The 14205-nt window shown below is 65.9% G+C and carries 10 protein-coding genes; 4 read left to right on the top strand and 6 right to left on the bottom strand.

Translation table 11 applies throughout. The features are described from left to right. The first annotated feature begins 1 nt into the window (after window position 1). From J2S76_RS10560 to minE, 4 genes are all read left to right on the top strand, one after another. Entirely contained in the window at window positions 2–3472 is a 3471-nt protein-coding gene (locus J2S76_RS10560; RefSeq protein WP_307060243.1) for a bifunctional cytochrome P450/NADPH--P450 reductase, read from the top strand. Window positions 3473–3787: 315 nt separating this feature from the next. Further along, entirely contained in the window at window positions 3788–4486 is a 699-nt protein-coding gene (gene minC / locus J2S76_RS10555; RefSeq protein WP_307060241.1) for a septum site-determining protein MinC, read from the top strand. Window positions 4487–4501: 15 nt separating this feature from the next. Beyond that, on the top strand, window positions 4502–5314 hold the full coding sequence (minD, locus tag J2S76_RS10550; RefSeq protein WP_307060239.1) for a septum site-determining protein MinD: 813 nt from the start codon (window positions 4502–4504) through the stop codon (window positions 5312–5314). Further along, window positions 5311–5583, top strand: a complete 273-nt coding sequence (gene minE / locus J2S76_RS10545; RefSeq protein ID WP_018391565.1) for a cell division topological specificity factor MinE — start codon at window positions 5311–5313, stop codon at window positions 5581–5583. The genes minD and minE overlap by 4 nt, the downstream gene beginning before the upstream one ends. A 265-nt stretch (window positions 5584–5848) precedes the next feature. Here the strand turns inward: minE and moaA are convergent, their stop codons facing one another. The 6 genes from moaA to J2S76_RS10515 all read right to left on the bottom strand — a co-directional run bounded on the left by moaA (window position 5849) and on the right by J2S76_RS10515 (window position 13812). Then, window positions 5849–6895 (bottom strand): GTP 3',8-cyclase MoaA, encoded by a 1047-nt coding sequence (moaA, locus tag J2S76_RS10540; RefSeq protein WP_307060236.1) that lies wholly within the window; start codon window positions 6893–6895, stop codon window positions 5849–5851. Between the two features lie 78 nt (window positions 6896–6973). After that, window positions 6974–9436: an arsenate reductase (azurin) large subunit gene (locus J2S76_RS10535; protein ID WP_307060235.1), complete on the bottom strand. Its 2463-nt coding sequence runs from the start codon at window positions 9434–9436 to the stop codon at window positions 6974–6976. Window positions 9437–9447: 11 nt separating this feature from the next. Continuing rightward, window positions 9448–9972: an arsenate reductase (azurin) small subunit gene (locus J2S76_RS10530; protein ID WP_307060232.1), complete on the bottom strand. Its 525-nt coding sequence runs from the start codon at window positions 9970–9972 to the stop codon at window positions 9448–9450. A gap of 188 nt (window positions 9973–10160) precedes the next feature. Continuing rightward, window positions 10161–11483: a sigma-54-dependent transcriptional regulator gene (locus J2S76_RS10525; protein ID WP_307060231.1), complete on the bottom strand. Its 1323-nt coding sequence runs from the start codon at window positions 11481–11483 to the stop codon at window positions 10161–10163. Further along, entirely contained in the window at window positions 11473–12855 is a 1383-nt protein-coding gene (locus J2S76_RS10520) for a sensor histidine kinase (RefSeq protein ID WP_307060229.1), read from the bottom strand. The genes J2S76_RS10525 and J2S76_RS10520 overlap by 11 nt, the downstream gene beginning before the upstream one ends. 72 nt (window positions 12856–12927) lie before the next feature. Further along, window positions 12928–13812, bottom strand: coding sequence for a substrate-binding domain-containing protein (locus J2S76_RS10515; protein WP_307060227.1), 885 nt, complete (start codon window positions 13810–13812; stop codon window positions 12928–12930). Window positions 13813–14205 lie beyond the last annotated feature (393 nt).

Here is a 14205-nt window from a genome sequence, read left to right as displayed (position 1 = left end):
CATGTCCGCCAGCAAGACCACCCTCGATGAGACCGCCGCCGATAACGCCCCCCCCGTCCTGAAGACCATCGAGCTCGATCAGGCGGCCGGTCCCGTGCGTGTCGGCTGGTTTCCCGGTGCCAGCCCCGAGGCGCTGCGGGAGGCTATCCGCGTCGCCGCCCACCTCCCGGCCGGGGCCGTCTTCCATGTGGAAACGCCGGATGGGATCGTGGTCGCGTTGGACGACAGCGTTCCCGATGGGACGCGGCTGACGCTGGTGACGGCCGGCGGCGATGGCGCCGTGGCGCATGAAAGTGTACCCGGCCCCAAGCCTTACCCCATCGTCGGCAACCTGCCCGAACTGCACAATGCGGATGGCCTCGTGGGCGCGGTGGCCGATCTCCACGCCCGGTATGGCGACTTCTTCGCCTTCAAGGCCCCGGGCGGCCGGGCGTATTTCTGCGCCGATGCCGATATCGTCTCGGAAATGACGGCGGCGCCCGACGTGTTCGCCAAGGTGGTTGAGGGCCGTGGCGGCCTCGGCAACCTCGCGGAAAAGAGCGTCGGCAGCGCGCTGTTCACCGCCAGCGACAATGACCCGCTGTGGCATCGCGCGCACCGCATCCTTGCCCCCGCCTTCGGCTCCACGGCGCTGAAGAACTACTATGGCCGCATCGTCGAGGTGGCGGACGACCTGCTGGCCCATCTCGACCGGCTGGGCCCCGATGAGAGCTTCCTCGCCACCGACCTGATGACCCGGATGACCTTTGAGGCCATCTCCTACGCCGCCTTCAACAAGCGGTACGATGCCATCGACTCCCCGGCGCTGCCGCCGTTCGTGGAGGCGATGAATCTGGTTCTGGTGGATGCCATGCAGGAGCCAAAGCGCCTCCTGCCGGAGGTCTTCTACCACGAGGCCCGCCACCAGCGTGCCGCCGCCGACAAGATCATGCTGGAGGATGTGAACGCCATCATCCGCGAGCGGCGCGCGCTCATGGAGAGCGGGGCCCCCGTGCCGACGGACCTGCTGCAGGTGATGCTCACCACGCCAGACCGGGTCACGGGGTTGAAGCTGCCGGACGACAATATTCGCGGCCAGCTTATCGTCCTGCTGATCGCGGGCCACGAGACCACCAGCGGCATGCTCTCCTACGCGCTGTATCATCTGTGGAAGAATCCGGAGGTGCTCGAGAAGCTGATCGCCGAGGTGGATCAGGTGCTCGGTCGGGACTTCTCCTATGTCCCGACCTATGAGGATTGCGGCCGGCTGGACTACACCCAGCGCGTGCTGAAGGAGGCCCTGCGGCTGTGCCCGCCAGTGCCCATGTTCCCCCGGTACGTTACGCGCGACACGACCGTCGGCAACGGACGCTACGAGGTGAAGGCGGGCGAGCGCATGTTCGTGTCGCTGACGACCTTGCACACCAATCCGCGCTTCTGGGGGGCGGACGCGCACAGCTTCCGGCCCGACCGCTTCCTGCCGGGCGAGGAGGGCAAGCACCACCGCGATGCCTATCATCCCTTCGGGATGGGCGTGCGCTCCTGCATCGGCTTCCAGTTCGCCCTGCTCGAAGCGCGCATGGTGCTCGCCCGCTTCATCCAGAGATTCACGGCCCGCCCGCGCGATCCGCATTACGTGCTGCGCCACAAGCAGGCGCTGACCGTGAAGCCGGACCATCTGGAGATGCTGCTGGAACGGCGGCCCGAGGTGAAGGGCCGGTTCCCGGTGAGAGCGGACGCGCCGAAGGAGCAGCCGGTTCCGGCCGGGACAGCTGTGGCGGGTCGGCCCATGCGTGTGCTCTACGGCTCCAACATGGGCGGCTGCCGCGACATCGCCCTTGCGCTCGCGCGGGATGCCGCCAGCCGGGGCTTTGCCGCGCGCGTGGCGGAGCTGGATGAACAGGCGGGCCAACCCTGGCTAACGGACGGGCCGGTGGTCATCGTCACCTCCACCTATAATGGCACGCCGCCGGACAATGCCGCCGGCTTCGCCCGCTGGCTGGACACGGCGCCCATGGACGCCTGCGCCGGGCTGCGCTTTGCGGTGCTGGGCTGCGGCAACGCGCAGTGGCGCCAGACCTTCCAGAAATTCCCACGCACCGTTGCCGATGGCCTCGCGGCCCGCGGCGGCACGCCGCTTCTGGAGCCCGGCGCCGCCGATGCCGACAGCGATTTCGAGGCAGCGGTGGAGAGCTGGACCGCGGGGCTGTGGCGTGCGCTCGACAGTGGCTTCGCCGGACAGCCTCGGGATGGGGAGGCGGCGGCGGCGCCCACGATCAAAGTGGAGGTGGTTAATTTCGCCGGCGTGGCAACGGGGGCCGCACCCCGCCGCTGCACAGCCCTCGATCAGAGCGCCGTGCCGAGCAAGGTGCGCGTCAACCGGGAACTGCAGGCGCCCGGCGCCCCGGGCTCGACCCGCCATATCGAATTGCCCTTGCCCACCGGCACCACCTATGCCGCCGGCGATCATCTCGGCGTCTTCCCCTGCAATCCGCCGACCCTCGTGGCCGCGGCGGTGGCGCGTTGCGGATTCGCAGCGGAGACAACCGTGCTTCTCACGGCCCTAACGCCGGAAGCGGAGCAGGAGAGCGGCTTGCCCTTCGGCGTGCCGGTGCGGGTGGGCGAGCTGCTCTCGGACCACCTCGACCTTGCCGGCCCGGTGACGCGGCGCGACCTGCGCGCCTGGGCCAAAGCCGCCCGATGCCCGCCCGATCAGGCGCGGATCGCCCAGTGGCTGGACGATTTTCCGAACGTCGCCGCAGGCAAGCCACGCATGTTGGATCTCCTCGCGCAATTGCCCTCCGTGACGCTCGATCTTGCCACGCTGCTCAGTGTGCGGCCGGCGCTGAAACCCCGCTACTACTCCATCTCCTCCTCGCCGCTGCTGTCGCCGGACACCTGCACCCTCACCGTCGGCGGACACCGTTTCAACGGCGCCGATGGAACCGTGCATGACGGGTTGTGCAGCGCCTATCTGGCGAATTGCGCCGAGGGCACGACGCTGCGCGTGGTGGTGAAGGACACGGGCAGCGCCTTTCACCTGCCGGAAGATCCCTTGGCGCCGCTCATCCTTGTGGGCCCCGGCACCGGCATCGCGCCCCTGCGCGGCTTCATCCAGGAACGGCACGCGCTGAAGGCGAAGGGCGTTGAGGTGGGGCCGGTCCTGCTGTTCTTCGGCTGCCGGAACGAGGGCGATTACCTCTATCGCGAGGAGCTGGAGGCGTACCAGGACGAAGCCACGCTGAACCTGCTCGCGGTCGCCTTCTCGCGCCGCGAGGGCACACCCAAGACCTATGTGCAGGATCTGCTGCGGGCCCATTCCGCCACGGTCCAGGAACTGGTCGCGCGCGGGGCCTCCATCCTGATTTGCGGCAATGCCCGCACCATGGCTCCCGATGTCCGCGCGGCCCTGACCGACATCCTCGGCGCCCCGGCCCTGGCCGAGCTGGAAGCCGCGCACCGCTACCTCCAGGACGTTTGGGCCTCCAGCTGACGGTGATCACAGCTGTACGATTGGGCCAGGGGGGGGCATTTCGCGGTCTGCGTTGAGCGGTTCGAATCCCTCATGCCCCGCCATTTCAGTCCCTGAGCGGGCACTGGCTTTGCGTTGTCCCTTGCAGCACCACCTGATGCGGCTGGGCCTTTGGTCCGGTGAGCGATCCCCGCCGTCGCCGGCGGCGGGGGAGGGCAGCCGGTGGCGGCCGGCCCGGGCACAGGCCGTAGCGCGGCGGTGGAGAGTGCCGCGCCAGTTAACGAGCCGTTAACCAAGATTAACTGAATCTATCCTCCAGAGAGGGAGATTCGCACCGTGAACGCTGTCAGCCAAACCGGCCCGTCGATCCGTTTCCGTGGACGCTCGTTCACGGCGATGACGCTCGTCGCCGATGTCCCGCTCCAGGCATGGCTGGCCGACTTCGACATCTGGCTGCAGCGTTCTCCTGGATTTTTCAACGGCCGTACCGTGGTTCTCGATCTCGCCGACTCGGCGCAAACCAAGGCGGATGTCGAGCGCTGGATCGGCGAACTTGCCAAGCGGGGCATCAGGCTGATCGGCCTGGAGGGCGTCCGGCCCAGCATGGTCGATGCCGGCATGCCGCTTCTCCTGCGCGGCGGACGCGACACCAGCCTCGCCATCACCGATGTGGCGGTTCCCCCGGCGGAACCGCGCAAGCCCGTGGAACCGGTCAATATGCTGGTCGAGCGACGGGTTCGCTCCGGCCAGTCGGTTGTCTGCCTCGAAGGCGACGTGACGATCATCGGTTCGGTCGGTGCCGGGTCGGAGATCATCGCCGGCGGCTCCATCCATGTTTACGGAACCCTCGCGGGCCGCGCGATCGCCGGCGCGACTTTCGGCGCCTCGGCGCAGATTTTCTGCACCCGGCTCGAAGCCGAGTTGCTCGCCGTCGACGGCATCTATCGCACGGCAGAAGACATAGACAACGCCCTCCGGGGCAAGGCGGTCCGCGTATCGACCGCAGATGAGACCCTGCAGATCACCGCGCTTTAAGGAGCGAAGCAAGACATGGCTAAGATCATCACAGTCACGTCGGGAAAGGGCGGCGTCGGAAAAACGACGACGACCGCCGCCATCGGCGCCGCCCTCGCCCGCACCGGAGATAAGGTCGTTGTCGTCGACTTCGACGTGGGACTGCGCAACCTCGACCTGATCATGGGAGCCGAGCGCCGTGTCGTCTACGATTTCGTCAACGTCATTCAGGGCGATGCGCGCCTGCCGCAAGCCCTGATCAAGGACAAGCGACTGGATTCGCTGTTCCTGCTTCCCGCCTCCCAGACGCGCGACAAGGATGCGCTGACGGAAGAGGGCGTCGACCGTGTCATCGATATGCTGTCGCAGCATTTCGACTGGGTGATCTGCGACAGCCCGGCAGGCATCGAGCGCGGCGCCACGCTCGCTATGCGCCATGCCGAGATCGCCATCGTGGTGACCAACCCGGAAGTGTCGTCGGTACGCGACAGCGATCGCATCGTCGGCATTCTGGACTCCAAGACGCTGAAGGCCGAGCGCGGCGAGACGGTGGACAAGCGCCTGCTGCTGACGCGCTACGACCATGCGCGCGCGGCGCGTGGCGACATGCTGAAGACCGAGGACGTACTCGACATCCTGTCGCTGCCGCTGCTCGGCATCGTTCCGGAAAGCCCCGATGTGCTCAGGGCATCCAATATGGGCGTTCCGGTCTCGATCCACGATCCCGACAGCGCGCCGGCCCGCGCCTATCGCGACGCGGCGCTGCGTCTCAAGGGCGAGAACATCGCCATGGAGATACCGAGGCAGCGTGGCGGTCTGTTCAGCAAACTCCTGCGGAGGGCGGCATGACCTTATGGAAGCGCCTATTTCCCAGCACCAGCGCCCCCCAGGCACGGGAACGGCTGCAAATCCTGCTCTCCCATGAGCGTCAGGTTTTGGGCGGCGGCGATCTGCTGGCGCGTCTGCGCGAGGACATTCTGGCCGTCGTCGCCAAGCACGTGCCCTGCGAGCAGGACAATGTGAAGGTCCGCCTGGAGCGGGGGACGCCGATGTCGATCCTCGAAATCGAGGTCGAGGTGCGCGGCGACGTCGGCCTCGCGGCCAGCCGGGCAGCCTGACGGCGCGCCGGTCTTCCAGCGCCCCTCCCGGCGTGAGCGTCCCGAACGGGCGCAGTCACGCCGGGAGGGGCGTTGCTGTTTGCGGTAAGCCAAACAGAAGCGAGCCGACCGCCCTCGGCCCCGGGATGCTGCGGCACGGGCCGCACGAAGCCGAGGCGCCGGACCGGCCGCGACCGCCGGCGTTTCACCGCCCGTGCCCTTCGCCAAGGCATCACCCCTGCGCGTGAGTGCCGCACGGCTTGCTGCCCGCCTTGGCTTGTTGAGCTTACCCACCGGTGACGCTCATATGGCGGCGCACGGAGGGGGCACGGCCGGGGCGGTCGATGACGAAATCGTGGCCCTTCGGCTTGCGGAAGATCGCGTCGTCGAGCACCGCGTGCAGCTTCTCGTCGCTCTCGGAGGCGCGGAGCGGCGCGCGCAGATCTGCCGCGTCCTCCTGGCCGAGGCACATATAGAGCGTGCCGGTGCAGGTGACGCGCACCCTGTTGCAGCCCTCGCAGAAATTATGCGTCAGCGGCGTGATGAAGCCGAGCCGGCCGCCGGTCTCCTTGATGCTGACATAGCGCGCCGGGCCGCCGGTGCGGAACGGGATGTCCTCCAGCGTCCACTCCCGGGCGAGGCGCTCGCGCACGGTGGAGAGCGGCAGATACTGGTCGGCGCGCTCCGCGCCTGTCTCGCCGAGCGGCATGACCTCGATCAGCGACACGTCCATGGCGCGGCCATGCGCCCACTGGATCAGGCCGTGGATCTCGTGCTCGTTCTCGCCGGCCAGCGCGACGGCGTTCAGCTTCACATGGATGCCCGCTTCCTGCGCCGCGTCGATGCCGGCGAGCACCTTGTCGAGGTCGCCCCAGCGGGTCAGCGCCCGGAAACGGTCGGGGTCGAGCGTGTCGAGCGAGACATTGATGCGCTTGACGCCGCAGGCCGCCAGTTCCTTGGCGAAGCGGGCGAGCTGCGAGCCATTGGTGGTCAGGGTCAGCTCTTCCAGAGCGCCCGAATCGAGATGGCGACTGATGGAGCGGAACAGGGTCATCACATCGCGGCGCACCAGCGGCTCGCCGCCGGTGAGGCGCAGCTTCTTCACCCCGCGGGCGACGAAGGCGGAGCAGAGGCGGTCGAGTTCTTCCAGCGTCAGCAGTTCGGGCTTCGGCAGGAACGTCATATGTTCCGCCATGCAGTAGACGCAGCGGAAATCGCAGCGGTCGGTGACCGAGACCCTGAGATAGGTGACGGCGCGGCCGAACGTGTCGACCAGCGGGGCGCGCGCGATGAGGCTCTCCGCGCCAAGGGCGGGCGAAACTCGGACATTCATGAGGGGAACTCCAGGACAGCCGATGCGGCTCAAGGCAGGAAGAAGGGCCGCCGCCTCTACGGCGACGACCCGTCGCCGTCAGGAGGTGTATTCCTTCGATTTGAAGGTCAGGTGCTGAACCGATTTCGGTGCATCGGCGATCTTGCGGATGCTTCCCCAGGTCTGCTTGTAGTTGGGAATGACGAACTCGTTCACGCCCGCCGACACGACATTGCCCTGCACGCCGGTGGGATAGCCGAATAGCATGAAGGCCTGCTTCGGCTTGGCCGTCGGCGTCGGATAGGCCATGGCCTGGGTCGAGCCGTTATCGTTATAGACCTCGACGAGGTCGCCAGCCTGAAGCCCCAGATCGGTCATGTCCTTCGGGTTCATCTCGATGAACGGGTAGGGCCAACGGTCCATGACGAACTCGTTCTCGACGTCGAGATAGGCGCTCTGCCAGACCAGATTGGCGCGTCCATTGTTGATCAGGAACGGGAACTTGTCCTTCTCGGCCTGTTTGCCGGGCGCTTCCAGCCCCCGCCATTGCGTTGAGGCGAACACCGCCTTGCCGTTCGGCTTGTTGAACGTGCCGTCGGCAAAGAGCCGCTTGGTGCCGACGATCCTGCCGTCCTGCACCCCGGTCGCCGGCTCCTGGAAGCCGTTGGTTCCCATGGCCCGCAGCAGGTCATAGGTGACGAACTCGCCGCCTTTCTCATGGCCGTGATAACCGTCCATGAAGGCATCTTCCTCGGTCTTCCAGTCGAAGCCGGAGAACTTCGCCGCCATGTCCGCCTTGCCCATCTCGCCGAGCACGCGCTGCATGTGGTTGGCGAGGCGTGCCGCAATCAGGCAGTCGGGCATGGCGGCGCCGGGCGGGTCCATGTAGCGTTCGGTCAGACGCATCCGCCGTTCGCCATTCATCGAGGTGAGGTTCATTTCGCCCGAGGTCGCCGCCGGCAGCATGACATGGGCTGCCTCGCCGACCTTGGTCGGGACGATGTCCACGTCGACCGAGAACAGCCCTCCCTTGCGGATCGCGTCCATGATGGCCGCGACCATGGCGGGCCTGTCGCCATAGGGAACCGCGTTCATGGCATCCTTCACCATGTCGGTGCGCTTCTTGTAAATCCGCTTGAACTCCAGAGCGTTCAGCGTGGTCTTGTAGTGGTCGCAACCCCAGATGTGGTGGATGCCGCCCTTGCCCTCGATCAGTAGCTTGTCGACATAGGCGGCGGGGCGTCCGACATGGGCATCGGACGGGCGCGAATAGCCCTCCTGATGGCCCCCCATGCGCACGCAGCCGCCGCCCGGACGGCCGATATTACCCGTTGCCAGCGCCAGGTTCACCAGCGACTGGTTGGTGCGGTAATTGTCGTTGCCCCAGATGAGGCCCTTCTCATAGGCAAACATGGTGCGGCGGCGCGCGCCGCCGGCCTTGGGCTCGGCGATCCAGGTGATCGCCTTGGCGATATCGGCCTGCGACAGGCCGGTGATCTCCGCGGCTTCGGCGAGTGACATCTTGTTGGCAGCGACCGCAGCATCGAAATCCTTGGTCGACGCGCCAATGAAGGCCTTGTCGATCCAGCCCTTTTCCGCCGCATAGGTGAACCAGGCATTGAACAGCGCGAGGTCGGTGCCCGAGTTGAGCGCGAGATGCAGCACGTTGTCCTTGCCCGCTTCGATCTCGCAGGCATTGACGGTCACCGTGCGGCGCGGATCGACGATGACGACCCGGCCCCGGGCCACCGGCTCGTTGCCGAACTCCGCCTTTTTCTTGTCGAGCGAGGTGCCACGCAGGTTTGGCACCCAGTGGTTCAGGAAGTAATTGGTCTGAGTTTCCAGCGCATTGGTGCCGACAGCGACAATGGTGTCGGCGAGCTGGGCGTCCTCATAGCAATTGTTCAACTCGCCGACGCCCATATCGCGCGAACCGTGCACTTCGGAGTTATAGGCCGGGCGGTTGTGGATACGGATATTCTTGACCTTCATCGCACCGAAATAGAGTTTGCCCGTGCCCCAGGTGTTCTCGTAGCCGCCGCCGGCGCCGCCATGGTCGAAGGCGGAGACGAACAGCCCGTCTTCGCCCTGTTCGGCGATGACGGCAGCTGTCACGCGAGCGACGAGGTCGAGCGCGTCTTCCCAGCTGGTCGGCTGCAACTGGCCATAGCGCCAGACGAGCGGGTCGGTGAGGCGCTGAAGTTGCGTGTTGCGCTGGCGCGAATAGCTCATCTCGGCGATGCGGGCGCCGCGCACGGAACCGAGCCCGGAATTCACGCTGCATTCCTGATCCGGCTTGATGACGATATGCACGTCTTTGCCGTCCTGGCGGACGATGTTGTACATGGATGGGGCGTACCAGGCGGGCGTATCCGCGCTCTGCTGCTCGGCAAGATTGACGCCGAACTTGTTGTCGGCCGGGGCCGTGCCGCCCTCATAGCGGGCATCCCAGCTATAGGCTTTGTAGCCGCACCCGACGATGCAGTAGTGGCAGACGACATTGTGAACCTTGGCGTTGGCCGGAACGATGGGCAGCCGGCCGATCTGGCGCTTGTAAGCCATTGTTTCCTCCCTCAGAGCACGTTCGACAGGCGGCCAAACAGGAGCTCGTCCACGCCTTCGGCGTAGATGTCGCCCTTGTCGTCGATCCGCAGCGCGTATTGGGGAAGGTTCTGCGTCGCCTGCCCCCAGACCTGTTGTCCGCCCTTCTCGCAATCGAAGCGCGAGTAATGGCCGGGGCAGTTCAGCGTCTTGTCGCCAGCGGCATAGGCCAGCGGAAATCCCTTGTGCGGGCACAGGATGGAAAACCCGACAATGTCTCCGTCGGGACCGGCGCCGCCCGGCACGGCTGTACCCAGCTTCAGCAAGACGCCGGGAGCGTCCTCGTCGGGATAAGCGACATCAAACGGCACGTTGGCTTTGAGATCTTTGATATTGGCGAGCCGGTTCGCAGGGTATTTGACCAGCGCGGCTCCCGCTTCGACCGCCTTGGCCTGCGCTGGCAGCACGGTTGCTGCTGCCGCTCCGGCGGTCATTACGCCGGCACCCGTCAGAAACTGGCGGCGGCCGGCATCTACGAGGCTTTGGCACCTCTTCATTGTAGCTCCCTCCCATCATGCAGGTCCGCGTGCGGACGACAGGGCTTTGCAGGAGGCGCGCCAGTTTAGAATAGTGATGAAAATCAGTGCTTTACGTTCATCAGGCCGACGCGCGTCGAAACCCCGCGTTCGACAATCCGAACATGCTGCGGCGCCGTCGGTTCGGACTTCCGAACACGGGCTTTGCCCTACAGATCGGCACCAAGACCAAGGCGACGCATCTTCTCCCACAGAGTGGTACGCCCGATGCCGAGCAGCCGCGCCGCGGATGTGATCTCGCCCTGCGTGCTGGCGAGCGCGCGCAGAATGTGCCGCTTCTCGGCATCGAGGCGCGCCTCTTCCAGCGAGCCAAGCTGATGGGCGCCCTCATGGCCACCCACGGCCTGCTCGGGAAACAAGTCGCCCGGCATGATCCAGGGCCCCATGCCGAGCGCGATGGCGCGCTCCATGCGGTTGCGCAGCTCACGAATATTGCCGGGCCAGGCGTGGGCAAGGGCGGCCTCTTCGGCAAGGGCGCTGAAGCCGTTCGCCTGGGTCTCCAGCCGGCTAGAGAGTTCCGCGAAGATGCGCTCCATCAGCCAGGGAATGTCCTCGCGCCGCTCCCGCAGGGGCGGCATGCGCACGGCGACGACATTGATCCGGTAATACAGATCCTCCCGGAAGCTGCCTGCCGCCACGCGGCGGGGAAGATCGGCATTGGTGGCCGTGACCAGCCGGCCATTGAACCGAATGGGCCGTTCACCGCCGACGCGGTTGAAGCTCCGGTCTTCGATCAGGCGCAGCAGCTTGGCCTGCAGCTCAGGACGCAGTTCGCCGATTTCGTCGAGAAACAGCACGCCCGATCCGGTGCGCTCGGCATAGCCGAGATGGCGTTGCGTGGCGCCGGTGAAAGCACCCTTCTCGTGCCCGAAGAGCTCGCTCTCCAGCAGATCGGCGGGAATGGCGGCGCAGTTGACGGCCATGAAGGGCTCGTTCGCAGCATCGGACAGGGTGTGAAGGAAATGCGCGGCCACATCCTTGCCGGTGCCGGTTTCGCCGGTGATCAGCACGCTGGAGCCGACGCGGGCGACGCGCCGCAGCAGCCGCTCCGTCTCGCGGATCGCCGGCGAGATGCCCAGAACCGCGCCGTCGGCCTCAAGCGGCGGATGAACCAGATCGCCGAGGCGCGCGAGGAAGTCGTCCATCTCGAACGGCTTCGTGACATAGTCGGCGGCGCCCGCGCGCATGAGGCGGACGGCTTGGTCGATATCGCCATGGCCGGTGATGAACAGGAAGGGCGGCGCATTGGCGCTTCGCCCGGCTTCACGAAACACCGCTTCTCCCGTGACGTCGGGGAGCCGGATGTCGCAGATGATCGCCTTGAAGCGCCGGTCGGCGATCTCGCCCAGCGCGTCCTGCCCGGCCTGCCACCATTTGACCGCCATGCCTTCGAGCGTCAGCCGCTGAACCAGACTTTCGCCCATAATAGGATCGTCTTCGACCAGGCCGATGAGAACGGGATCAGGCGACATGGGCGAACTCCTCGTCGCGCGCGAACGGGATCGACACGCGCACGCAGGTGCCCGCATCGTCGGGATAGTCGACGGCGATGGAGGCGCCGAGCTCGCTGAGCAGCCGGTGCGTCATCCACAGGCCGAGGCCGGCGCCGTCGCGCAGCGGGCGGGCCGTGGCGGCGCCGGTTAAAAGCGCGGCCGCCTCGCGCGGCAGACCAAGGCCGTGGTCCCGGACTTCGACGAGCAGCCGCGAGCCCGAACTCGACGCCGAAAGCGCAACAACGGATCCCCCGGGAGCCGCCGCAACGGCATTGAGCAAAAGGTTGAGAATAGCCTGCCGCATTGGCGTGCTCGGCAGGGGAACGCTGCCTTGCAGCTCGTTGCCGATCATGACGCTCACATCGCGGCGGCGGGCTTCGGGGGCGATGAGAAGCCCCAGATCCTCGATGTCGGCGGCCATCAGGTCGCGGGACCCGCTATCGGTGCGGTACAGCGCAAGGGTCGTGCGCACCACGTCACGGATGCCGACCAGCCCGCGCTCAAGGAGCCCCACCGAGCCGAGCCGGACGCTCTCAATATGGCCGTGGCTCTTGACGGTGGCGAGCGCATTGAAAAGCCCGCCGAGCGGATTGTTGATCTCATGGGCCAGCGCCGATGCCAATCGCCCGAGACTGCCAAGCCGCTCTTCCTCGGCGAGCCGCATGGACAGCTCGTGCCGCTCCGCCGTCGAGTGGACAAGCGCGTTATAGGCCTGAAACAGACGGCCGAACTCGCCGTGGCTGGAGGCGACGATGTCGGAAGCGATGGGCGCGGCATGGCTCTCGCGCGCACTACCCAGATGATCGGACAGAATGCGGATCGGGTGCATCATCCGCGCCACCAGCCACCAGCCTGCCGCCGCCAGCAGCAGGGTCAGAAATCCGTTCGTGAGGATGAGCGTGGTCAGGACACCTCGTCGCTCGATCGCGAGATGGCTGGTGTCGAAGCTCGCATAGATCGTTCCGACCTTTCGGCCGGGATAGGAAATCTCGCGCAGGGCATAAGCGCGATCCGCGCCGGAATCGAAGCGGAAGGTTTCCCGACCCGTTGCGTCGACAATCGAGGATGCGACGGCTGCTCCGACCGGATGACGCCGGGGATCGGAGGCGGCGATCACCTGGTTGTCGGCGTTCGCGACGATCGCTTCCGCCGGCCGCAGACTCTTGTTCAGCTGCTGCGCGCGCTCGATGGCATCGAAGACCTCCCAGACATCATCCCTCAGGATAGAGGGCGCGACCGCCGATGAGAGGCCGTCCAGATAGCTCTGGGCGAGATCGCGAAGATGGCGTTCCTGGGATTCGTCCAGGCGCGACATCACGCGCTCGGAGAGGACGACGCCAACGAGAACCATGAGAGCCGCAACCGCGAGGGGTACCTTCAGTGTCACCGGCCAGGCGCGCGGGTTGAGACTGAAGGGCATCGGCTAGCCCGCCAGCGCGACAATTGCGGCCTTGGCCGCGATCGGATCAAAAAGGTCAGGGTCTTCCCGCACGAACCCATCGAGCCGCAGCATGGCGAGGATGGCGCGTCCATCTTCGTCCAGTGACATATTCAACAGGGCGGCGGACAGACGTTCGAGGCGCTCATTGTCGACGGCGATCCGCGGGGCGGCAATGGGTGGGAAGCCTAGCCATTCGGATCGCCGGAAGATGCGGGTGCGGGCGGTGAGTTCGGGCTCCAGCTCGGCGACGACCTCATAGACATAGCCGTCCACCGATCCTGACGTCGCAAGCCCCGATGCCACGGCGCGGATGACATTGCGGTGGCCATAGGTGAAGAATGTCCGCTCGAAAAAAGTCTCGGGCCGGAGATGGGCCTCCGCAAGGGCAGCGCGCGTGACCAGGAAACCGGAATTGGAGTCCGGATCCGAGAAGGCATGCACATCGCCCTTGAGGTCGGGAAGGATCTCCGCCCGGCGATCCGCATCCACAATCAGGTAGGACTGATAAAGCGGCTTGCCACGCCAACGTGGCAGCGCCACCAGCTGAAGCTCGGTCTCGTGCATGACATAGGGGTAGCCGCAGATCCATGCCGCATCGATCTGTCTCGAAATAAGGAGGGCGACAATCTCCTGATAGGTGCGGCGCGTGATCAGGCTGATCGGAAAGCCGGTGGCGCGGGCCAGATAGGCCTGCAGGCGCCCGAGTAATTCAAGATCTGATGTGAGGAAGACGGGCGTCAGTCCGAAGCGGATATCGGACGGTTTTGCTTTGGACAGGCAAGGCAATGCCGCAAGGGAGGCAACGAAAAATCCCAGCCTCGCCAAGAAGATGCGCCGATTCAGCCCAAAGACTGCCTCCCGAAGCATGGCGTTTCCTGTTTGGAGTTCTTCTTTTTCCAGTCAGGATAACTCGTTTCAGCTGGAACGGAAATAGTCGAGGCAAACACCGGCGCCAGGTGGCGAATAGCGCCCTGGTCCGGTCCCCCTTGGAGACCTACCGAAGGTCTGCAGCGGGTCAGTTTCAGCCTCGAACATTCATCGGCGATATGTCCGCTTCTCGTTTGAAGTCCCCAAGACCGGCCAGTCCGCTTCCGGCTGCGTTCCTATTTCTCCATTGGCCATGGTGTGACCTGCCACGGCTTTGTCATCCAGTGACGATTAGAGCTGATCCGCCCCCATTCTTTGGACCGCCGGAGGCTAGAGTTTCCGGCCTGTTTCACGGCGGTGGGCTGGCGGCACCGCCGGGGTTCTGCAACGTGA

Origin of the sequence: Ancylobacter vacuolatus, from assembly GCF_030813595.1 — a bacterium.
GTDB classification, from domain to species: domain Bacteria; phylum Pseudomonadota; class Alphaproteobacteria; order Rhizobiales; family Xanthobacteraceae; genus Ancylobacter; species Ancylobacter vacuolatus.
This window is presented reverse-complemented; position numbering and strand designations above follow the sequence as displayed.